The following is a 21849-nucleotide window of genomic DNA, read 5'->3' on the forward strand; positions in this document are numbered from 1 at the left end:
CAGCACGACCCCAGTACCGCTCCCTACCGTCGCCCCCAGTGACCGCCGCGCCCTCGTGCGCGCAGGACGTGAGGGAGAACATGAGTCAGCTGCTCAGACGCACGAGCACCAGGACGCGGGTGGTCGCCGGGGCGCTCGTCCTGGTGCTCGTGGCCGGTGCCGTCTACTGGTTCGTGCTCCGCCACCCCTCGTCGGCCGCTGCCGCTCCCGAGGCGACCACGCAGTCGGTCGCCGCGAGCCTCAGCACGGTCCAGCAGAGCGTCACGACGACCGCGACCCTGACGCCGAGCATCCAGGAAGAGGTCGCCTTCGCCGGGTCGGGCACCGTGACGGCCGTCGACGTCCAGGCGGGCGACACGGTCGAGGAGGGACAGGCGCTCGCGACGATCGACACCCTCCAGCTCGACGCCGCGGTCCTGTCCGCGCGGGCCGACCTCGCCGAGGCGCAGGCGACGCTCGCCGACAGCCAGGACGCGTCCGACGGATCGGCCGCCGACCTCGCGCGCATCAGCGCGGACCAGGCGCAGGTCGAGGTCGCGCAGTCCGCGGTCACCGCGGCCGAGGCGGCGCTCGCGGGCGCGACGCTCACCGCTCCGGCTGCGGGACTCGTGACCGAGGTCAACGTGTCGGTCGGGCAGGCCGTCACCGGGTCGACGTCGAGCGCGTCGGGTTCCGGCAGCAGCGGCGGCACCGCCGGCACCGGCTCCGGCGCGACGGGCGGGACCGGCGCGAGCGGGGCCGCACCTGGCGCGACGAGCAGCGCCACGACCACGTCGTCGGGCGCGGCTTTCGTGATCGTGGGCACCGACGCCTGGGAGGCGATGGCCACGGTGGGCGACGCCGACCTGCCGCACCTCGCGGTCGGCAACCAGGTCGAGCTCACGGTCGACGGGCTCGAGGACACGGTCTTCGGGACGGTCGCGACGATCGGCCTGCTGCCCTCGACGACGTCGGGCACCGCGACGTACCCGGTCACGATCTCGGTGACGGGCTCGCCCGAGGGCCTGCACGACGGCGTGAGCGCCGACGCCGAGATCATCTACGAGCGTCGCACCGACGTGCTCACGGTGCCGACCGCCGCGGTCCGCACGGTCGACGGCGAGTCGGTCGTGACGCAGGCGGGCGAGGACGGCGAGGAGGTCACCACGGTCGTGACGGTCGGCGAGACGACCGGGAGCCTGGTCGAGATCACGAGCGGCCTCGAGGAGGGCGACGAGGTCCTGGTCCAGGTGGTCCAGCGGACCGAGACCGGCACGGGCGGCGACGAGTCGGGCCAGACCGGGCAGATGCCCGGCGGCGGGAGCTTCGACCCGAGCCAGCTCCCCGAGGGCTTCGACCCGAGCCAGATGGGTGGCCCGGGCGGCCAGGGCGGGGGACCGCGCAATGGCTGACCTCTCCGGCCCGACGGCGTCGCTCGCCCTGGGTGCCTGGTCCCACCACCGCGAGGGCGAGCCGCGGGAGGCCGGGAGCGGCGTCGTCGGGCAGAGGCCTGTCATCGAGCTGCACGCCGCGGGCAAGACCTACCGCACGGGCTCGGTCGAGTTCGAGGCGCTGCGCGGCGTGGACCTCGCGATCCGTCAGGGGGAGTACGTCGCGATCATGGGCCCCTCGGGGTCCGGCAAGTCGACGCTCATGAACATCCTGGGCTGCCTCGACGTCCTCACGACCGGGCAGTACCGCCTCGCGGGCGACGACGTGGGCGACCTGGACGAGGAGGACCTGGCCGCGATCCGCAACCACCAGATCGGCTTCGTGTTCCAGCAGTTCCACCTGCTGCCCTCGCTGTCGGCGTGGCGCAACGTCGAGCTCCCGCTGACCTACCGGCGCGTCCCGGCCGACGAGCGCCGCGCACGGGCGACCGCCGCGCTCGAGCGCGTGGGCCTGGGCGACCGGCTCGCGAACCGGCCCGGCGAGCTCTCGGGCGGCCAGCAGCAGCGCGTCGCCGTGGCTCGCGCGTTGGTGGGCGAACCGGCGATGATCCTCGCGGACGAGCCGACCGGGAACCTCGACTCGGCCTCGACCGAGGATGTCCTGGGGCTGTTCGACGACCTGCACGCGCAGGGCCGCACGATCGTCCTCATCACGCACGAGCTCGAGGTCGCCGAGCGCGCGCGCAGGATCGTGCGCGTCCGGGACGGCCTGATCCAGAGCGACACCCTGACGTCGGGGGTGGTCGCATGACCTGGCGCGAGACCCTCCTCACGGGCTGGACCGCGGTGCGGTCGCACGCGATGCGCTCGCTCCTGACCGTCCTCGGCATCCTCATCGGGATCGCCGCGGTGATCCTCACCGTGGGCCTCGGGCTGGGGACGCAGAAGGACGTGAGCGAGCAGATCAGTGCGCTCGGCTCGAACCTCCTGATCGTCACGCCCGGATCCAGCACGGACAGCGAGGGGATGCGCGGCGGGTTCGGGTCGGGCGCGACCCTCACGCGCTCGGACGCCGAGGCCCTCGCCTCGGACGTCAACGCGCCCGACGTCGCCGGGGTCGCCCCCGAGAAGACGTCGTCGCTCTCGGTCGAGACGAGCGAGACCAACTGGACCACCCAGGTCGTCGGGACGACCGAGGACTGGACCGACGTCCGCTCGCGCGACCTCGCCCTGGGCGAGTTCTTCATGGCGGAGGACGAGGCGGACCAGGCCACGGTCGTGGTGCTGGGTGCCGAGACCGCGACCGAGCTGTTCGGGTCCCCCGACGCCGTCGGGCGCAGCGTCACGATCGAGGGCACGGTCTTCTCCGTCGTCGGTGTCCTGGCCGAGGCCGGGGCGGACTCGTCGAGCGACCTCGACGACATGGCCGTCATCCCGCTGAGCACCGCGGCCAACCAGGTCATGGGCGGCACGTCCCGCTCGTCGGTCTCGACCATCTACCTCAAGGCCGCCTCCGAGGACGTCCTGTCCGCGGCCTACCAGGAGGCCGAGGCGGTGCTGCTCAACCTGCACGGCATCACCGACGCCGACTCGGCCGACTTCTCGATCAACAGCCAGGACGCCCTGGTGTCCACGGCGACGTCGGTCTACCGGACGCTCACGGTCCTGCTCACGGGGATCGCGGCGCTCTCGCTGCTCGTCGGCGGGATCGGCGTCATGAACATCATGCTCGTGTCGGTCACCGAGCGGACGCGCGAGATCGGGCTCCGCAAGGCGCTGGGCGCGCCGCCGTGGGCGATCCGCCGCCAGTTCCTGGTCGAGGCGTCGATCCTCGGCCTCGCGGGCGGGGTGATCGGCGCGGCCCTGGGGATCGTCGCGGCCAAGGCCCTGCCCGGCGTGCTGGGCACCTCGATCGTGGTGCTCCCCGCCGCGGTCGTGGGGTCGATCGTGGTCGCCCTGGTGATCGGCGTCGTGTTCGGCGTCTACCCCGCCGTCCGGGCGGCGCGGCTCGCGCCCATCGACGCCCTGCGGTCGGAGTGACCGTGCCGCTCCCGTCCGTGCTTCGTCCCAGCGCTCGTCCGGCCACGCCGTGCCGTCCGGGCGCCCTGAATCCGTCCGTCCCGCGCGTCGTCGCGGAACCGTCGAGGAGAGACTCATGAACACCACCACCGTCCGCACGAGCCCTGCGACCCGGTCGACGCGCTCGCGCCGCCTGCTTGCCGCCCCTGCGGTCCTCCTGGGCGCGAGCCTGCTGCTGAGCGCCTGCTCGGGCGGAGACGCGGGCAGCGCCTCGGACGCCGAGAGCACCGCGACCGACAGCGCGCAGGACGGAGCCAGCCGCGGAGGGCAGGGCGGCCAGAGCGGGCCCCGGGGGATCTCCGGCGAGATCGCGGCGATCTCCGACGGCGTGCTCCAGGTCCAGTCCTCCGACTCACAGACCGCGGTCGCGTACTCCGCCGACACGACGGTCTCGCGGACCACGACCACGACGCTCGACGCCGTGACCGAGGGGTCGTGCGTGTTCGTTGTCACGGGGAGCGCCGACGGCTCGGCAGCGGCCGCTGCCACGAGCGTGGCCGTGACCGCGCCGGTCGACGGTGAGTGCTCGGGCGGGTTCGGCGGGGGCGGTCAACGCCCCTCGGGCGATGCCCCGGCAGGGGAGGACGCTGCGGGCGACGCGGGGGATCGCCCCGAGCGCCCGGAGGGCGCCCCGACCGACCTGCCCACGGACATGCCCGACGGCGCCGATCGCCCGAGCGGAGGCGGGTTCGGCGGGATCGTGGTCGGGAAGGTCACGGCCGTGGCCGGTACCGAGATCACGGTCGAGTCGAGCGGCTCGTCCGGACCGGGGGCGGGCGACGGGGCGAACGACGCGTCGACCGCCGGGCCGACGAGCTCGACCGTGACCGTGGACGGCTCGACCACCTACACGACGACCACAGCGGCGGACACCTCGGCGCTCGCTGTCGGGCTGTGCGTGAGCGTCGGGACGCAGCCGGCGGGAGGTACGTCCGGCGGCTCGTCCGACGGCTCCACGTCGGGGGCGGCGACCGACACCTCGGGCACCGTGACCGCGACGAGCCTGACCCTGTCCGACGCCGTCGACGGCGAGTGCTCGACCGGCTTCGGTCGTATGGGCCAGGGCGGCCCCGGTGGCGACGGCGGGCCCGGACAGGGCGGTGGCCGCGGCGGGCAGGACACGTCGAGCGAGAGCGGGAACGACGATGCGTGAGCCGACGCCGCGTGCCCGCCGGGCGGACCGGGGCACGACCGAGCGGGGCGTGGCCGACCAGGACCCGACGGCCGCGACCGAGGCAGCCGTGACGGCCGACGAGCCGGTGCGGACCTCTGCCTCGGTGCGGCGGGCAGCCAAGCGTCGCCGCAAGCTCGTCGTGTCGGGGGTCTCGGCGGTCGTGGTCGTGAGCCTCGTCGGGGCGGGGGCGGCCTTCGCCGCGAACCGGGGGAGCGCCGGGACCTACCGGACCGCGACCGCGGCCACAGGAGAGGTCACCCAGACCGTGGACGCGGCCGGGACCGTCGCGTCGGCCGCGCGGGCCGACGCCGCGTTCTCGGTCGCGGGCACGGTCGCGACCGTGGCCGTCGGCGTGGGGGACTCCGTGAGCGCGGGCGACGTGCTCGCGACGCTCGACCTCACCGAGCTCGAGGACGCGGTCGAGTCCGCGCAGGAGACCCTGGCGCGGGCCGAGCAGACGCTCGAGGACGACCTCGCGTCGCAGACGTCGTCGAGCAGCACGGCGGCCGGCCTGTCTTCCAACGCGTCCTCTTCCACCGGCACGTCGACCCGGACGTCCGGCACCTCGGCGTCGATCGCCTCGACCTCGTCCGCCGGCACGTCCGGGGTGTCGCAGGCCGTCGCGAGGGTGACGGGTTCGCCCACGGTGGTGACGCAGGCCGTCGCGACGACGACTCCGTCAGCGGCAGCGACCTCACCGTCGCCGGGAAGTGCGTCACCTTCGGCCGAGGTCGCACAGGCGCTCGAGGCCGTCGAGCTCGCCCAGCAGGCACTGCTCGACGGGTACGACGCCGCGACCGCAGCGCTCGAGTCGAGCTCGACGAGCGTCGTCGGCTCGCAGGAGGCGTGCGCGGCGTTCCTCGCGGCGACCGACGAGGACCTCCCGTCCGCTCCGGCCGGGGGCGAGGCCGACGATGCCGACGACGACACAGGCGCAGGGGCACCCGCCCAGGACGAGACCTCAGCAGCAGGCGTCGACCTCGCGGCCGCGCTCACGACCTGCCAGGAGGCCATCACCGCGGCCCTCGGTGCGCAGACCGACGTCGACGGCGCCCAGCACTCGCTGCTCGACCTCGCGGCCCAGCTCGACGCCGCGATCCAGACGGCGCAGGAGGCGCTGGCCGCCGACCAGGCGGGCGGGTCCGAGGGGCAGACTCCGGGCAGCAGCGGTGACAGCGGCACCGGAAGCGGCGGCAGCGGCACGAGCGGTGGATCCTCTGGCACTCCGGCAGGCCCCTCGAGCGGCGACGGAAGCTCAGGCTCCGGCGGCTCCGGCGGCTCCGGCGCGACCGGCCCCGGCGGCGCGAGCGGGACAGGAGGCAGCGGGTCGGGCGCCACCGGCCCCACCTCGGGCGGCAGCGCGACGAGCCAGCAGGCCGCGTCGGCCCAGCAGGTCCTGGCGGACCGTGCTGCGATCGACCTCGCCGAGGCCCAGGTTGCGATCGCCCAGGCCGACGCGCAGCGCTCGACCCTGACGAGCCCGATCGCAGGCACGGTCGCGCAGGTCGCGCTCGCGGTGGGCGACCAGGTCGAGGCCTCGTCGACCTCTGCCGTCATGACGGTCCTGGGCGCCGACGGCTACGTCGTCGAGACCACGGTGCCGTTGACCGCGGTGGTGAGCCTCGCCGTCGGGCAGGAGACGGCCGTGACCGTGTCCGACGACCCGACCGTGCGCACGGGCACGGTCAGCAGCATCGGGGTGCTCAGCACGAGCACGTCCTCGACGCCCGAGTACCCCGTGACGATCGCGCTCGACCCGCAGGACGAGACCCTGTACGAGGGGTCCTCGGCGCAGGCGTCGATCACGGTCGCGGGTGGAACGGACGTGCTGGTCGTCCCGACGTCGGCCGTGCGCGCGACGGGGACCGCGCGCACCGTCGCGGTCCTGCGCGACGGGACGGTGACGGACGTGACCGTGGAGGTCGGCGCCGTCGGGCAGGAGACCACCGAGATCACCTCGGGGCTCGAGGCGGGCGACGAGGTGGTCCTCGCGGACCTGACCCAGGAGATCGTGACCGACGAGGAGTCCTCGACGGGCCTCACGGGCCTCGGGAACAGCGGCAGCACGCAGCAGCGCGGCCAGATGCCGCGCGGCGGGGGAGGTCAGTTCCCCGCCGGGGGCACGGGAGGGCCGCCGAGCCGGGGCTAGCCGGCCGCGGGCACGGGTGTCACTGCGCCGCGGGCACGCTCGTCACTGCGCCGGGGGCACGCTCGTCACGGTGGTCAGGAGGAACGCCGAGTCCTCGAGCGCCGTGACGGCGTGCCGCTCGTGCGTGATCACGCGCAGCTCGCCCGTCCCGACCTCCTCGTCGCCACCCAGCGCGGTGACCCGCACGCGCCCGCGCAGGACCTGGATGCTCGCGGCCGGGGGAGCGTTGTGCTCGCCCAGCTCGATGCCTGCGAGGATCGCGATGATGGTCTGGCGCAGGACGCCGTCGTGCAGCACGACCTCCGCGCTGCGGCCGTTGTCGCCGTCCCGGGCGCGGGTGAGGTGCGCGTCCGTGAGCAGCTCGAGGTTCGTCATGAGGGGCTTCCGTTCGGGTGGGGGACGGGTGTCGGGGGCCCTCCCATCATGGCCGCAGGGCGTCCGGTTCGCCCGGTGTGCGTGAGTGCCCGACGGCGTCGCGCGCCTCGTGCGGGCGTCGCGCCCGGGCTTGCCCCCGTGCCGTGCTCCGCGCCGGCACCTGCCTGTGACGGCCGTCACTCGATGCCCGACCGGCGTGCGCTCGGGCGGCGGGTACCTGAAACTGGGTGGATGCACGCTCCCACCTTCGTCGACGTCTGGCAGCTCCTCGACGACGCCGACCGAGCACGACTGGCCGAGATCGACGAGACGCAGAGCGAGATCCTGACCTTCCTGCGGACGACGCCCATCGAGGACGTCGACGCGCCCATGTTCTCCGAGCTCCAGGTCGAGCGGCTGCGGGTCTACCGGGGCGCGCTCGAGCGCTCGGGAGCCGCGGAGGAGGACACCGAGGACGCTGCGTCGGCCTAGCCGACCGCGAACCGGCGACCCCGCTGGCCGAGGTCAGAGCCCGAGCGGTCGGTCGTAGTACACGTTCAACCGCACCTCGTCCCCCGCCACGGTGACGTTAGAGCAGACGCGGCGCGCGGTGATCCAGCTTCGTCCGGTGCACGTCTGGCCCGCGGGGGCTGCACTCGCGGCGAGGTCGGCGGGTGACTGCCCCGGCGGGCCGGACAGGGTCAGCTCGCGCCAGCAGCCACCCGAACCGCACCCCATCCCGTCGGTCGTGATCGTGACACCCTGCGGGAGCGCGGGGACCGCGGAGGCGGGCGGGATCCCTCCCTCGTCGGACTCGGCCAGGAGGATCGCCCCTGCCTCGTAGGTCAGCGCGAGACCCACGAGCGTGACGCACGCGACGACGACGGCCTTGGTCCGGGACACCTGAGCATCGTAGGGCGCGCTCCCCGACGACTGCGTGAGGGCCGGCTCGGTCAGGCGGTCGAGGCGCCGGGCCCATGGGCGAGCGCCCCCGCCCGCGGCGAGCGTGTCCGCCTGCGCCCCCTCCCGGTGCGCGGGAGAGTAGGGGGCATGCAGATCCTCTCCTCGATCGCGACGGCGCTGTTCACGGCCGTCGCGACGATCGTCATGGTCCTCCTGCTCGCGGCGACGGCCCGCAGGGTCCTGGGGGTCCCGGTCGGGTGGATCCGCTCGATCCTCATGACGGTCTTCGTGGTCTCGATCGGGTCGTGGGGGCTCACCGAGGGGTTCCAGCAGCTCGGCGTGCAGGAGGCCGACGGGTCGCTCACGGTCCATCCCGGGGTCGTGCTCGTGATCATCGTCCTCGCGTGGGCGTGGTCGTTCGTGATCGGCCTCGGGCTGCTGCTCGTCCTGGAGCTCCTGGTGCCGACGGGCAGCATCCCGACGCCCTGGCGCGCTGTCGTCGAGCTCCGCAGCGGGTCCAAGGACATGTGGCGCTACGCGCAGATCATGGGGATCATGCTGCGGCACGGGCTGGGCGGGTTCTTCGGCCGCGGGGCGCGCCGGCGCAGCCACCAGCGGACCACGGACACCGAGGAGCGGGCCGTGGCCCGCGAGCTGCGGGCCGCACTGAGCGACGCGGGCGTGACGTTCGTGAAGCTCGGCCAGATGCTCTCGACGCGCGCGGACCTCCTACCCGCGGTGTACGTCGAGGAGCTGTCCCGGCTCCAGAGCCAGGTCCCGCCCGCCCCCTGGGCGCAGATCGAGGGCATGGTCACGCGGTCGATCGGCGCCCCCGTGGACACGGTGTTCGCGCACTTCGACCCGGACCCGATCGCGTCGGCGTCGGTCGGCCAGGTGCACTGCGCGACGCTCCTCGACGGCCGCGAGGTGGTCGTCAAGGTCCAGCGGCCCGGGGCCCGCACCCAGGTCCTGGGCGACCTGCGGATCGTGCTGCGGATCGCGCGCCGGCTCCAGCGCGACACGTCCTGGGGTCCGTCGCTGGGCATCATGGACCTCGCCGAGGGATTCGCGGCCTCGTTGCGCGAGGAGCTCGACTACACGACCGAGCTCGAGAACACGCTCAACGTGCAAGGGGCGCTCGCGACCGTCAGGCGCTCGCGGCGGCACCCGCTGCCCGGCCTGCACCAGGGCGAGGACCCCGACGCGAACGTGCCCCTCGTCGAGATCCCGCGCGTCTACCCGGAGCTGTCGAGCTCGACGCTCCTGGTCATGGACCGCCTCGACGGGACGCCCGTCGGGGACGCGGCCGAGCTGCTCACGACGTTCGACGACGACGCGCGCCACGACATCGCGGCCCGCCTGCTGCGCGTCACGCTCGACCAGATCGTCGTGACCGGGGTCTTCCACGCCGACCTGCACCCGGGCAACGTCCTGCTGCGCGACGACGGCTCGCTCGGGCTGCTCGACTTCGGGTCGGTGGGCCGGCTCGACGAGGCCGAGCGGGTCGCGCTCGCGGCCGTGCTGCTCGCGGTCGAGGCGGACGACTCGATCGCGGCGACCGACGCGCTCATCGAGCTCCTCGACCAGCCCGAGAGCTTCGACGAGCGCCGGTTCGAGCGCTCGGTCGGCCAGCTCATCCTGCGGTTCCGCGGCGGAGGGGCCGCGAACAGCGGGTCGCTGTTCGCCTCGATGGTCCGGCTCGTGAACGACGCGGGCATGGGCGTGCCGCCGCAGGTCGCCGCGGCGTTCCGCACCATCGCGTCGCTCGACGGGACGCTGCACGTCCTGTCCCCGTCGTTCGAGCTGGTGTCCTCGGCCCGCGACGAGGGCGAGGAGCTGCTGCGCAACATGGTGAGCCTGCGCAAGATCCGGGCCAAGGCCGGGTCGCAGCTCCTGGCCTTCGCTCCCTCGATCGAACGCCTGCCCCGGCGCCTCAACAAGATCACGTCCGACCTCGAGGCGGGGAGGTTCACGGTCAACGTCCGGGCGTTCTCCGACCCCGGTGACAGGAAGTTCGTCACGAGCCTCGTGCAGCAGGTCATCTCGACGATCATCGCTGCGGCGAGCGTCGTCGGCGGGGTCTTCCTCCTGATCGCCGAGAACGGGCCTCAGCTCACGAACGACCTGAGCTGGTACTCGGTCTTCGGCGCCGTGATGCTGTTCGTCGGCGCGGTGCTCAGCATCCGGGTCCTGATCTACGCGTTCCGCGGGGCGCCGGGGGACCGAGGTGCCAGGGACTGGTAGGTCGCGGACCGGCGGCCCGGGGCTCCGCGGGCGGGAGACGTCGTGCTGATGCGTCCCCGGGCGGCTAGCGTGCGCTCATGTCCCGCCGCGAGCTCGTCGTCCTCGGCACCGCCAGCCAGGTGCCCACCCGGACGCGCAACCACAACGGCTACGTCCTGTTCTGGGACGACGAGGCCGTCCTGTTCGACCCGGGCGAGGGGACGCAGCGGCAGATGCTCCGCGCGGGGGTGTCGGCGACGGACCTGACGCGGATCGCGATCACGCACCTGCACGGCGACCACAGCCTGGGGCTGGCCGGCGTCGTGCAGCGGATCAGCCTGGACGGCGTGCCGCACACGATCCCGGTGTCGTTCCCGGCGTCGGGCGCGGCGTGGGTCGACCACCTGATCGACGCGACGTCCTACAACCACCGTGCGGACCTGGAGCTCCAGCCGCTGGCCGAGGACGGGGTCGTCTGGCCCGTGCGCCCGGAGCAGGTCTTCACGCTGCGCGCCGAGCGGCTCGAGCACGGTGTCGAGGCGTTCGGTTACCGGCTCGACGAGCCCGAGGGGCGGCGCATGGTGCCCGAGCTCCTCGCCGCGGCCGGCGTCTCGGGCCCCGAGGTCGGGATGCTCCAGCGCGAGGGGACGGTGGTCACGGGCGACGGGCGGACCGTCCGGCTCGAGGACGTGAGCGCCCGGCGCCCGGGGCAGTCGTTCGCGTTCGTCATGGACACGCGCCTGTGCGACGCGGTGTTCTCGCTCGCGCGCGGGGTCGACCTGCTCGTGATCGAGTCGACCTTCCTCGACCGGGACCGCGACCTCGCGCACGCCTTCGGTCACCTGACCGCGCTGCAGGCGGCCACGGTCGCGGCCGAGTGCGGCGTCCGGTCGCTCGTCCTCACGCACTTCTCGCAGCGCTACCAGGACGCGGGGGAGTTCTGGGCCGAGGCCAGGACCGTGTTCGACGGCGAGCTCACGGTCGCCGAGGACCTCGACCGGGTGCAGGTCCCGCCGCGCGTGCACTGAGCGACGGTGCGGTGCCCCTGGCAGGTACCCGTGACCGCTACCCTCGGACGGTGCCCGACCTGCCTGGAGTGCCCGACGACGACCGCACGCCCCGCCGCATCGGCTGGGGCTGGTTGGCGCTGTCGGTGCTGGCGGCGGTCGTGGCCTTCCTGGCTGTCGCGGTCCAGGTGCGGCGGTGCGTCGAGGACCCGTCCGGTGGCGAGGCCCTCTGCACGACCGGCCCGGCGCTGGGTACGGGCGGCTGGATGGTCGGTCTCGCGGGCGCGTGCCTGGCCGTCTACTGGTTCCGCCGGGCGTTCTCGCGTCGCTGACCCGCCGCGCGGCCCCCGACGGACGGGACGAGCACGGGACCGAACCTCGTCCTCGAACCCGGACGAGGCGCCGGCCGTCTCCGCGAGCGCACCCGTTCCCGGTCGACCATGCTGGGAGCACATCGACCGGGCGGTGCGTGGCGCTGGTGCGGTCGGCAGGGCGGGCGCTGGGGGGCGACGTGATGGGGGCCGAGCTGTCAACTGCTGTCCTGACGGCCGAGACGGAGCTGTGGGCGCGTGTCCAGGCCGGGGACGAGGAGGCGTTCGCACTCCTCTACCGGCGACACTCCGCACGGGTCCTGCGGCGTTGCCGGGGGTTGATCGTCACGGACGGCAGGCACGACGACGTCGCGGGGCGGAGCGAGGACCTCGCGTCCGGGGCGTTCCTGCACGCGTGGCGTCGGCGCGGCGACATCGTCGTCGAGTCGTCGATCCTGCCGTGGCTTCTCGCCACGGCGGCCCACCTCCACGCGAACGACCGTCGGGCGAGGATCCGCGCCCACCGGCTGCTCCGACGCGTCGCGGGGCTGCGGGAGACCCTGGGCGGGGCTCAGCACGAGGTCGAGACCGCCGCCCAGTCGAGCGTCTTCGTCGAGCGCGTCCGTGCCGCGGTGAGGACGCTGGCCCCGCCCTACCGCTCCGTCGCCGACCTGTGCATCCTGCGGGACCTGTCGGTCCGGGACGCGGCGACCAGGCTCGGCGTCCCGGAAGGGACCGTCAAGTCCAGGCTCCACCACGCGCGGGGACGCCTCCGGGCAGCGCTCGGCTAGGCACAGGCGCCGCCGTCGGCGTCGTCGGTGCCTCCCGGTACGGTCGCTCGCATGGCTGATCAGGCGCACGGAGACCCCACCCCGCCCACCGACTCGTCGGTCGACCGCGAGGACTGGTACGGGCGTGATCTCGACGGCGAGACGTTCGAGCGCGTGGCGTTCGGCGACTGCGACTTCTCGGAGATCACGACGACGGGCGCCACGTTCACCGGGTGCACGTTCCGCAACGTGCGCTTCAACGCGTCGACCCACACCGACTCGGCCTTCGCGAACTGCACGTTCTCGCGGTGCTCGTTCTTCGACACCACCTTCACGCGCTGCAAGGCGGTCGGTTCGGTGTTCACCGAGTGCAGCTTCGACCTCCTGAAGGTCGTGGGCGGCAACTGGTCGTTCGTGGGTCTCCCGGCAGCCGACCTGCGCAGCGCGACGCTGACCGGCGCGCGGTTCCGCGAGGCGGACCTGACGGGTGCGCGCTGCCAGGGCGCGGTGCTGCGAGACCTCGACCTGTCGGGTGCGTGGCTGCACAAGGCCGACTTCACGGGGACGGACCTGCGGGGCAGCGACCTCCGGTCCCTCGACCCGCTGTCGAGCACCGTGCAGGGCGCGATCGTCGACCCGGCCCAGGCGCTCGTCCTCGCCGAGTCCCTGGGGCTGGACGTCCGGACCCACTGACCGGTCGCCGGCCGCAGCACCGGGATCCCGCTGAGAGACACGTCACCGTCGCGTCATGATCGCGTCCCGGGCGTGTCTCTCTTCGTGACGGGCACCTCGTGGCAGGCACGGGGCGCCCCCGATCGTGCGCCCGGCGTCATCCCGGGACGCCGGAAGGACGCCCATGGCGACGACGAGCGAGCAGAACCTCGAGGCACTGGCCGACGAGGAGCTCGTCGACGCCGTGCGCCAGGGCTCGCGGGACGCCTACGGGGTCCTGTGGACCCGGCACGCGGGCGCCGGTCGCGGCGCGGCCCGCCGGGTCACGTCGTCGTTCGACCCGGACGACCTGGTCCAGGAGTCGTTCGCGCGCATCCTGAACGCGATCCAGGGCGGGCACGGGCCGACCGGTCCGTTCCGGCCCTACCTCTACCAGACGGTCCGCAGCGTCGCGATCTCCTGGTCGCACGCGCCGCACCCGATCGCCGTGGAGGAGGTCCCGGAGGTCGCGGACCCGGTCGACATGGCCGACGGGGTGATCGAGGGCTCGGTCACCGTCACGGCGTTCAAGGCGCTCCCCGAGCGGTGGCAGGCGGTGCTCTGGTACACCGAGGTCGAGGGCATGGACCCCCGGGAGGTCGCCCCGCTGCTCGGGCTGAGCGCGGGGTCCGTCTCGGCGCTCGCGTACCGGGCGCGCGAGGGCCTGCGTCGGTCGTGGCTCCAGGCGCACGTCAACGCCGCCGCGGTGCCCGAGGAGTGTCGCTGGGCCGTCGAGCTGATGGGCGACTACAACCGCGGTGCCCTGAGCGCGCGTCAGAAGGACCGGTTCGAGGAGCACCTCACGGGGTGCCTGTCGTGCTCGATCCTCGTCGAGGAGGTCGACCAGGTCGCCTCCCGCCTGGGCCTGCTGCTGGTCCCGCTGGTCCTGGGGGTCCCGGCGGTCCTGGGCGGAGGCTCGTTCGCGCTGGGCGGTGCGGCGAGCGCGGCACCGGTAGGGACGTTCGTCGGCCCGACGGCGGAGCTCGCCTCCTCAGGTCCCACCGGCTCGGGCGGAGCGTCGGGCGGGTCGGGCCCGCTCGGTGCGGCGGCCTCGGGGGCCGGGGCGACCGCGGGTGGCTTCTCGGGCGGGCTCGTGCTCGCCCTGGTCGGTGCGGGCGTCGCGGTCGCGGCCGGTGTGCTGGTCGTCGCGCAGCCCTGGGCCGCGGCGCCGCCGGCGGTCGCCGAACAGCTCATCGCCGAGAGCGACTCGCCAGGATCGGCCGACGGGCCGACCGTCGGCACCCCCGGGACGACCGACCCCGCGGACATCCCGGACGACGGGGCGGCCGAGCCCCCCGAGGCGGGCCTGCCCGAGGTCCTGGGCCAGGGGCCCTCGGGTGGGACCGGCTCGTCAGGTTCCCCCGGGACGGGCTCCTCGCAGCGACCTCAGGGCGCCGGCGCCGGACCCGAGGCGCCTGTCGTCACCGAGCCGCCCGTCGGGCCCGTGCCACCCGACCCGGTGGACCCTGTGGATCCGGTCGACCCCGTCGACCCCGTCGACCCCGTCGACGTCCCGCCCGTCGCGCCGACCCTCGTCGCCCCGACGCCGGGCGAGCTGGTCTTCCTGCCCGAGCTCTCGGGCACCGGGGAGGCCGGTGCGACGGTCACCCTGACCGGCACCGACCCGACCGGGGCGTCCTCGGTCCTGGCCACCGCGGAGGTCTCGCCGGCCGGAACGTGGCACGCGACGCCGTCGGGCAGCGGGGGAGGCTGGGACAGCCTCACCGTGACCCAGGAGCGCGGCGGGCTGGCCTCCGAGCCCACCACCGTCCAGGGGCCGTTCACGTTCGCGCTGCCCACGATCCTCACGCCCGCCGACGGGTCCGTCCTGGACTGGGCGCCGTCGATCGACGTCCGGATCGAGGGACGTGCCGGGATGACCCTGCAGGTCTTCGTGGACGGAGACGCCACGGGCAACCTGCACGGCGCGAACGGCCGCCCGCTCGACCGCGTCGTGTCGGGGCTCGCGCCCGGCGAGCACTCGATCGGGCTGCGCTACGTCCGGGCGAACGGTGGCAGCGTGGTCGAGGCAGGGCCGACCGTGACCTCGACCTTCACGATCGCGGGCTGACCCGCCTCAGGACTCCTCGGCGGGGCGACGCACGACCGTCACCGGGCACGACGCGTACTCGACGGCCTGCCGGCTGACCGAGCCGAGCAGCAGCCGGTCGAACCCGCCCGTGCCACGGTTGCCCACGACCAGCCGCTCGGCGCCGCGGGCCGCGTCGATCAGGCCCTTGGCGGGCTGCGCGTGCACGACGCTGCGGCGCAGCTGGTCCTCGGGGAGGTCCGCGCCCGCGGACTCGAGCGCGCGGTCGAGCTGCTCGCCCGCGAACTTCTCGTAGTCGTCGATCGGTGGGGTCCAGCCCCACGAGTCCGGCAGCGGGGCGAGCGTGACGATCTGCCAGCAGAACACGGCATCGAGCACGGCGCCCGTGCGGCGGGCGACCTCGAGGCCGTGACGCAGCGCGTGCACCGAGGTGCGCGAACCGTCCACGCCCACGACGACGCGCGGCACGCTGCCGTCCGTCTCGGGGGCCTCGTCCTCCTCGTTCGACCGGACGACCGTGACCGGGACCTGAACGGCCCCCTGCACGACGGCCGAGGACACCGACCCCAGCACCAGCCGTCCCAGGCGTCCCAGCCCGCGACGCCCGACCACGAGCATCTCGGCGTGCTCGGCCCGAGCCAGCAGCGCGGCAGCGGGCGACCCCTGGACCTGCTCGGCGTGCGTGATCGTCTCGACCCCGGTCCGGTGCCGGGCCTCGTCCAGGAGGGTCAGGACCTGCTCCTGCTTGAGGTCCGCGAGGTGGCTGAAGTCGGAGGGCTCCGACGGGCGCGGACCGTCCTGCCACGAGGGCTCCCACGCGAGGACCGCGGTGAGCGGCACCCCTCGTGAGCCCGCCTCGACCAGGGCCCAGTCGAGGGCCTCCTGCGACTGGACCGACCCGTCCACACCGACGACCACGTCACGCATCGACGTCACCTGCTCTCTTGCTCGACGACCGTCCAGTGCGACTGTGCACCGTCCGCACCACCCATCTTGGTCGTTCCCGACGGCCACGTCACGCCTGGGCGTGTCTGCTTGATCACGCCTCGGCGTCAGCACCGGACGACGGGCGCGGACGGGTCAGAACCGAGGCCCGTCGTCGCCGTGCAGGAGGTTGCGGATCGGGGCCGTGGAGATGTCCAGACGGTCCACGAGGTCGGTCGGGCCGGAGACGATCACGGCCCGGTCGCCGATCGGGACGTACACCGCGACCGTCCCCCGGACCGCGACCCGCACGCACGGGTGCGAGACGTCGTCGAGCACGAAGGCCGTGCGCTGCAGCGCCGCGAGGTCGACCTCCTCGACGATCGCCCGCATCGCCGAGCGGTAGTCCTGGTAGGCGTCCGCGAAGTCCGCCCCCGTCGGCCCCTCGGCACCCTCGGGGACGTCGTTGTGCAGGGGCGAGGCCAGCGCCCCGCTGAGCGCGGCGCGCACGATGTCGTCGATCTGCTCGGGGTCGTCGGTGCCGACGCGGAGCGTCTCGACGTCGACCGCCTCGCCCACGAACGACACGTAGGCGCGCAGGAACCGCTCCTCGGTGGGGTCGCGGTCGTCACCCGTCCCGGTGACGGTCTCCTCCTCGAGGTCCAGCCCCCACGTGAGCGGGTCGGAGATCTCGCCCACCACGCCGCTGAAGCGCGCGAAACGGGCGACGATCTGCTCCCACGACTCATGGGCGCCTGCTGGTTCGTCCGGCTTGTGCATCGTCCTCCCTCGGACTGGCGGGTGCCCCTGCCACGAGCCTGCCCTCGCGGTGCTCCCGGGTCAACGATGCTGGCGGCGCGCCGGGAACGCACGTCGGGGACCGGGTGAGTCCACCGGCCGGGACGCCTGGTCCGCCCGCCGGGACGTCCCCCTGGGCTGCACGGACGCGTGCCAGTCTCTGGGCATGACCCAGGGGAGCACGCGACCTGAGCGGCGTCCGGCAGGACGTCGACGACGCCGCGGCCCGGGCTGGGTCCCCGACCAGCACGGCGCGTGGGCGATGCTCGCGGTGCCGCTGCTGGTCGGCCTCGTGCTCGGCGGTCCGGCCTGGGTGCACGTGCCGCTCACCGTCCTGTGGTTCGTGGGGTACTTCGCGTTCTTCGCCGCGGGCCTGTGGCTCAAGTCGCGCTTCAGGGCGCGCTACCTGCCGCTCGTGCGGGCGTACGGGATCGCGACGGTCGTCCCAGCCGTCGCGGTCCTGGCCCTGCGGCCCGACCTCCTGGTCTGGGTCCCGCTGTTCCTGCCGCTGCTCGGGGTGAGCCTGTGGTGCTCGTACCGGCGGCGCGAGCGTTCGCTGCTCAACGACGGGGCCACGGTGCTCGCGGCGTGCCTCATGCTGCCGGTCGCGTTCGTGGCCGGGACGGGTCCGGCGCCGGACCTGTGGCCGGGTGTCTCGCTGCCCGACGGCGTCACGGGCCTCGCGGGGATCGGCTGGCCCCAGGTGTGGGCCGTCTTCGTGCTCGTGCTGGCCTACTTCGCGGGGACGATCCTCTACGTCAAGACGCTCGTCCGGGAGCGCGGCGAGCGCTCCTACCTGGTCGCGTCGGTCGTCTACCACGTGGCCGCAGGGGTCGCCGTGAGCGTGACGCTCGCAGCGGCCGGGCTCGCGTGGTGGCCCGCGGTGCTGCTGTTCGCCGGCCTGACCGCCCGGGCGGTGTGGGTACCGAGGACCGGGGCGAAGCCCCTGCAGTTCGGGATGGGAGAGGTCGCCGCGAGCGTTCTCGTCCTGGTGGTCGCGCTCTGGCTGCCCTCGACCCTGGCGGTCGCGGGCGCCGCCTGACCTGGCCCGACGCCCCTGGAGACGAGGGCCCGAGGGGCGTGGCGCCGTCGGGCCGGACGCCCCGCGGGGGTCTGTCCAGGCTCCCCTCCGAGGCTCGGCCGAAGGTCACGGAGCGACCCCCTCGTCACGCCCCTGGCGAACAAGGGCATATCCGTGGGGTCGGCCCCGTTGGTCACGGATAGAGTCGTTGCGGTCAGGCCTGAGCACCACCGGTGCGGGTGTACGCCGCTCGTGAGGAGCAGCACATGTTCGAGAGATTTACCGACCGAGCCCGTCGGGTCGTCGTCCTTGCCCAAGAAGAGGCACGGATGCTCAACCACAACTACATCGGCACCGAGCACATCCTGCTCGGCCTCATCCACGAGGGAGAGGGAGTCGCAGCCAAGGCGCTGGAGTCCCTGAACATCTCCCTCGACGGTGTGCGCTCGCAGGTCACCGAGATCATCGGCGAGGGCCAGCAGGCCCCCAGCGGGCACATCCCGTTCACGCCGCGCGCCAAGAAGGTCCTGGAGCTCTCGCTCCGCGAGGCCCTTCAGCTCGGCCACAACTACATCGGCACCGAGCACATCCTGCTCGGGCTCATCCGCGAGGGAGAGGGTGTCGCAGCCCAGGTCCTCACCAAGATGGGTGCCGACCTCAACCGCGTGCGCCAGCAGGTCATCCAGCTGCTGTCCGGGTACCAGGGCAAGGAGCCCGTCGCTGCGGGCGGCCCCGCCGAGGGCCAGCCGTCCGGCTCGGCCGTGCTCGACCAGTTCGGCCGCAACCTCACGCAGGCCGCACGCGAGGGCAAGCTCGACCCGGTCATCGGACGCACCTCGGAGATCGAGCGCGTCATGCAGGTCCTGTCGCGCCGCACCAAGAACAACCCCGTCCTCATCGGCGAGCCCGGTGTCGGCAAGACGGCCGTCGTCGAGGGCCTCGCCCAGGACATCGTCCGTGGCGACGTGCCGGAGACGCTCAAGGACAAGCAGCTCTACACGCTGGACCTCGGCGCCCTGGTCGCCGGTTCCCGCTACCGCGGTGACTTCGAGGAGCGCCTCAAGAAGGTCCTCAAGGAGATCCGCACGCGCGGCGACATCATCCTCTTCATCGACGAGATCCACACGCTCGTCGGTGCGGGTGCCGCCGAGGGCGCGATCGACGCGGCGAGCATCCTCAAGCCGATGCTGGCCCGTGGTGAGCTCCAGACCATCGGTGCGACCACGCTCGACGAGTACCGCAAGCACATCGAGAAGGACCCGGCCCTGGAGCGTCGCTTCCAGCCGATCCTCGTCTCGGAGCCGAGCCTGCCGCACGCGATCGAGATCCTCAAGGGTCTGCGCGACCGCTACGAGGCGCACCACCGCGTGTCCATCACGGACGCCGCACTGGTGGCCGCCGCGACGCTGGCCGACCGCTACATCAACGACCGGTACCTGCCGGACAAGGCGATCGACCTGGTCGACGAGGCCGGTGCGCGTCTGCGCATCCGTCGCATGACCGCACCGCCGGAGCTCAAGGAGCTCGACGAGCAGATCGGCGAGGCGCGTCGCGACAAGGAGTCCGCGATCGACGAGCAGGACTTCGAGAAGGCCGCGCGCCTGCGCGACACCGAGAAGCAGCTCACGCAGCAGCGCGCCGACAAGGAGAAGGCCTGGAAGGCCGGAGACCTGGACACCGTCGCCGAGGTGGACGAGGACCTGATCGCCGAGGTCCTGGCCATGTCGACCGGCATCCCGGTGCTCAAGCTGACCGAGCAGGAGTCCGCACGCCTGCTGAAGATGGAGGACGAGCTGCACAAGCGCGTCGTCGGCCAGGAGACGGCCATCAAGGCGCTCTCCCAGGCGATCCGTCGCACGCGGGCAGGCCTCAAGGACCCCAAGCGTCCGGGTGGTTCGTTCATCTTCGCCGGCCCCACGGGTGTCGGTAAGACCGAGCTGGCCAAGGCGCTCGCCGAGTTCCTCTTCGGGGACGAGGACGCGCTCATCCAGCTCGACATGTCCGAGTTCTCGGAGAAGCACACGGTCTCGCGTCTCTTCGGCTCGCCTCCCGGCTACGTCGGTTACGACGAGGGTGGCCAGCTCACGGAGAAGGTCCGTCGCCGTCCGTTCTCCGTGGTCCTGTTCGACGAGGTGGAGAAGGCGCACGCCGACATCTTCAACTCGCTCCTGCAGATCCTCGAGGACGGTCGCCTGACCGACTCGCAGGGACGCGTGGTCGACTTCAAGAACACCGTCATCATCATGACCACGAACCTCGGTACGCGGGACATCGCCAAGGGCCTCCAGACCGGCTTCAACGCCGGTGGCGACCTGGTGACGAGCTACGACCGCATGAAGGCCAAGGTCAACGACGAGCTGAAGCAGCACTTCCGCCCGGAGTTCCTCAACCGCGTCGACGACGTGGTGGTCTTCCCGCAGCTCTCGCAGAAGGAGATCGTCCAGATCGTCGACCTCATGGTCGCCAAGCTGGACAAGCGTCTGCAGGACAAGGACATGGGCATCGAGCTCACGGACGCGGCCAAGACGCTCCTCTCCGAGAAGGGCTACGACCCGGTCCTCGGTGCTCGTCCGCTGCGCCGCGCGATCCAGCGCGACATCGAGGACGTGCTCTCCGAGAAGATCCTGTTCGGCGAGCTCAAGGCCGGCCAGGTCGTCCTGGTCGACGCCGAGGGCGAAGGCCTGCTGGGCGAGTTCACGTTCCGCGGCGTCTCCAAGGACGACCACGAGCGTGGCCCGGTGAGCGTGGCCGCGACCGCGGCGCTCAACGCGCCGACGGGCATCTCCACGGCCGACCTCCCGCCGACCGGCGAGCTGCGAGCCGGAGCCGAGTGATCCTTACGGCAGCCACCGGCTGTCGATCCCCGGTCGTCTGACGCCGACCGGACGAAGGGCCCCGATCCTCACGGATCGGGGCCCTTCGTCGTCTCCGAGGTCGGTCGGGCCAGGGGCACCGGGACCGGAGGCGACCGGACCGAGGAGACCTAGTCGTGCCCGGCGAGCGAGGCGAGCGCGGTGCGCCAGAGCTCCTCGGAGTGCTCGACCGCCTCGGGGGTGTCGTTGTTGTCCTGCCGGATCGTCACGCGCGTGCCCTTGGGGTCCGGGGCGAGCGTGATCGCGACCTCGTGGTGGTTCTCCGGGACGTCGGGCACGCCGCTCGCGGGGGAGTAGTGCGTGAAGCGCAGTGTCTTCGGCCGGTCGACCTCGAGGACCGTGCCGTGGTCCTCGAAGTGCCTTCCCTGGTACTGGCCCTCGAACGTGATGGTGCTGCCCGGCTGGTAGTCCGTCTCCACGTTCGCGCCCAGCATCCAGGTCGCGGACGGGTGGACGAGCTCGGCCCACACCCTCTCGGGGCGGGCAGCGATGTGGATCGAGGCGGTGGCGACGAGTCCGGTCATGGGACCTCTCCTCCTTGAGCGGTTTCCTCGACCGTAGCGCCTGGGGTCAGGTACGGCATGGTGGCGCGCAGCGCTCCGGGATCGCGGCAGGCCGTCCGGGGTCGGTGCGCCGCCCGTCAGCGGACGCCGGTCAGCCCTGGCCGCGCTGCGTGACGAGCCTGTCGAGGAGGTCGACGAGACGGCGGCGGTCGCGGTCGTCGAGCGGAGCCAGGAGGTCCTCCTGGGCTGCGGCGAGCACCGCTCCGAGCTCGTCGAGACGCTTCGCTCCCGTGGCGGTCAGGGTGATGATGTTGCGGCGACGGTCCGAGGGGTCGGGGTTCCGTTCGACGTGGCCGTCGGCGACCAGGCGGTCGACCAGCGCGACCATGTCGCTCCGGTCGATCCCGCACCGGCGGCCGAGCGCGGCCTGGCTCGCGGGCCCGAACTCCTCGAGAGTCGTGAGCACCGCGAAGTGGGACCGGTGGGCGCCGACCCCGGCGAGCCTCTCGGCCACCCGCCGGGAGGCCTCGAGCGCGGCCTGGGCGAGGAGCCAGCTCGGCAGGGTGCGAAGGCGCGTGGGGGCGGTATCGATCTCCATCCCCCGATCCTATCGTTCGTGGGGCCGCCCT

At 73.2% G+C, this 21849-nt stretch carries 20 protein-coding genes; 14 read left to right on the forward strand and 6 right to left on the reverse strand.

Annotated elements, in window-relative coordinates:
• Window positions 1-80 precede the first annotated feature (80 nt).
• From ACIPWA_RS00145 to ACIPWA_RS00165, 5 genes are all read left to right on the forward strand, one after another.
• Complete coding sequence (locus tag ACIPWA_RS00145) at window positions 81-1391, forward strand: efflux RND transporter periplasmic adaptor subunit (protein WP_400287544.1); 1311 nt, start codon at window positions 81-83, stop codon at window positions 1389-1391.
• Entirely contained in the window at window positions 1384-2181 is a 798-nt protein-coding gene (locus ACIPWA_RS00150; protein WP_400287546.1) for an ABC transporter ATP-binding protein, read from the forward strand. Before ACIPWA_RS00145 ends, ACIPWA_RS00150 begins: the two co-directional genes overlap by 8 nt.
• A complete protein-coding gene (locus ACIPWA_RS00155; protein WP_400287548.1) occupies window positions 2178-3410 on the forward strand; it encodes an ABC transporter permease in 1233 nt (410 codons plus the stop codon). Before ACIPWA_RS00150 ends, ACIPWA_RS00155 begins: the two co-directional genes overlap by 4 nt.
• A 115-nt stretch (window positions 3411-3525) precedes the next feature.
• Window positions 3526-4602 (forward strand): hypothetical protein, encoded by a 1077-nt coding sequence (locus tag ACIPWA_RS00160; RefSeq protein WP_400287550.1) that lies wholly within the window; start codon window positions 3526-3528, stop codon window positions 4600-4602.
• Complete coding sequence (locus ACIPWA_RS00165; protein ID WP_400287552.1) at window positions 4595-6772, forward strand: permuted SH3 domain-containing protein; 2178 nt, start codon at window positions 4595-4597, stop codon at window positions 6770-6772. The genes ACIPWA_RS00160 and ACIPWA_RS00165 overlap by 8 nt, the downstream gene beginning before the upstream one ends.
• 42 nt (window positions 6773-6814) lie before the next feature.
• On the opposite strand, the gene ACIPWA_RS00170 is transcribed toward ACIPWA_RS00165, so the two are convergent.
• Window positions 6815-7147, reverse strand: a complete 333-nt coding sequence (locus ACIPWA_RS00170) for a cupin domain-containing protein (RefSeq protein WP_400287554.1) — start codon at window positions 7145-7147, stop codon at window positions 6815-6817.
• A gap of 231 nt (window positions 7148-7378) precedes the next feature.
• Here ACIPWA_RS00170 and ACIPWA_RS00175 point away from each other — a divergent pair, with 231 nt between their 5' ends.
• Window positions 7379-7618, forward strand: a complete 240-nt coding sequence (locus ACIPWA_RS00175) for a hypothetical protein (RefSeq protein ID WP_056649455.1) — start codon at window positions 7379-7381, stop codon at window positions 7616-7618.
• A 33-nt stretch (window positions 7619-7651) separates the two neighbouring features.
• Here ACIPWA_RS00175 and ACIPWA_RS00180 read toward each other — a convergent pair whose 3' ends face one another.
• Window positions 7652-8029 carry a hypothetical protein gene (locus ACIPWA_RS00180; RefSeq protein ID WP_400287557.1) on the reverse strand — a complete coding sequence of 126 codons (378 nt, stop codon included), beginning with the start codon at window positions 8027-8029 and terminating at the stop codon, window positions 7652-7654.
• 147 nt (window positions 8030-8176) lie between these two features.
• On the opposite strand from ACIPWA_RS00180, the gene ACIPWA_RS00185 reads away from it, so the two are divergent.
• The 6 genes from ACIPWA_RS00185 (at window position 8177) to ACIPWA_RS00210 (ending at window position 15122) form a co-directional block, all read left to right on the forward strand.
• Window positions 8177-10273, forward strand: coding sequence for an ABC1 kinase family protein (locus ACIPWA_RS00185; protein WP_400287559.1), 2097 nt, complete (start codon window positions 8177-8179; stop codon window positions 10271-10273).
• 77 nt (window positions 10274-10350) lie between these two features.
• The gene (locus ACIPWA_RS00190; RefSeq protein ID WP_400287561.1) at window positions 10351-11280 is read left to right on the forward strand and encodes a ribonuclease Z; all 930 of its coding nucleotides are present in this window, start codon (window positions 10351-10353) and stop codon (window positions 11278-11280) included.
• Between the two features lie 50 nt (window positions 11281-11330).
• Window positions 11331-11591 carry a hypothetical protein gene (locus tag ACIPWA_RS00195; RefSeq protein WP_400287563.1) on the forward strand — a complete coding sequence of 87 codons (261 nt, stop codon included), beginning with the start codon at window positions 11331-11333 and terminating at the stop codon, window positions 11589-11591.
• 182 nt (window positions 11592-11773) lie between these two features.
• Entirely contained in the window at window positions 11774-12361 is a 588-nt protein-coding gene (locus ACIPWA_RS00200; RefSeq protein ID WP_400288425.1) for an RNA polymerase sigma factor, read from the forward strand.
• A gap of 51 nt (window positions 12362-12412) precedes the next feature.
• Window positions 12413-13033, forward strand: a complete 621-nt coding sequence (locus ACIPWA_RS00205) for a pentapeptide repeat-containing protein (RefSeq protein WP_400287565.1) — start codon at window positions 12413-12415, stop codon at window positions 13031-13033.
• A gap of 163 nt (window positions 13034-13196) precedes the next feature.
• Complete coding sequence (locus tag ACIPWA_RS00210; protein ID WP_400287567.1) at window positions 13197-15122, forward strand: sigma-70 family RNA polymerase sigma factor; 1926 nt, start codon at window positions 13197-13199, stop codon at window positions 15120-15122.
• A 6-nt stretch (window positions 15123-15128) separates the two neighbouring features.
• Here ACIPWA_RS00210 and ACIPWA_RS00215 read toward each other — a convergent pair whose 3' ends face one another.
• Together ACIPWA_RS00215 and ACIPWA_RS00220 are read right to left on the reverse strand one after the other, a co-directional pair.
• Window positions 15129-16028 (reverse strand): universal stress protein, encoded by a 900-nt coding sequence (locus ACIPWA_RS00215; RefSeq protein WP_400287569.1) that lies wholly within the window; start codon window positions 16026-16028, stop codon window positions 15129-15131.
• A 153-nt stretch (window positions 16029-16181) separates the two neighbouring features.
• Window positions 16182-16805 (reverse strand): hypothetical protein, encoded by a 624-nt coding sequence (locus tag ACIPWA_RS00220; protein ID WP_400287571.1) that lies wholly within the window; start codon window positions 16803-16805, stop codon window positions 16182-16184.
• Between the two features lie 184 nt (window positions 16806-16989).
• Between ACIPWA_RS00220 and ACIPWA_RS00225 the strand changes: the two genes are divergently transcribed.
• Both ACIPWA_RS00225 and ACIPWA_RS00230 read left to right on the forward strand, forming a co-directional pair.
• The gene (locus tag ACIPWA_RS00225) at window positions 16990-17865 is read left to right on the forward strand and encodes a YwiC-like family protein (protein WP_400287573.1); all 876 of its coding nucleotides are present in this window, start codon (window positions 16990-16992) and stop codon (window positions 17863-17865) included.
• A gap of 245 nt (window positions 17866-18110) precedes the next feature.
• A complete protein-coding gene (locus tag ACIPWA_RS00230) occupies window positions 18111-20678 on the forward strand; it encodes an ATP-dependent Clp protease ATP-binding subunit (protein ID WP_056649482.1) in 2568 nt (855 codons plus the stop codon).
• A gap of 149 nt (window positions 20679-20827) precedes the next feature.
• Here the strand turns inward: ACIPWA_RS00230 and ACIPWA_RS00235 are convergent, their stop codons facing one another.
• Window positions 20828-21241 (reverse strand): SRPBCC family protein, encoded by a 414-nt coding sequence (locus ACIPWA_RS00235; RefSeq protein WP_400287576.1) that lies wholly within the window; start codon window positions 21239-21241, stop codon window positions 20828-20830.
• A 130-nt stretch (window positions 21242-21371) separates the two neighbouring features.
• Window positions 21372-21818, reverse strand: a complete 447-nt coding sequence (locus ACIPWA_RS00240) for a MarR family winged helix-turn-helix transcriptional regulator (RefSeq protein ID WP_400287578.1) — start codon at window positions 21816-21818, stop codon at window positions 21372-21374.
• Window positions 21819-21849: the final 31 nt, after the last annotated feature.

This window comes from Oerskovia enterophila (genome assembly GCF_044748475.1).
In the GTDB taxonomy this organism is placed as follows: Bacteria; Actinomycetota; Actinomycetes; order Actinomycetales; family Cellulomonadaceae; genus Oerskovia; species Oerskovia enterophila.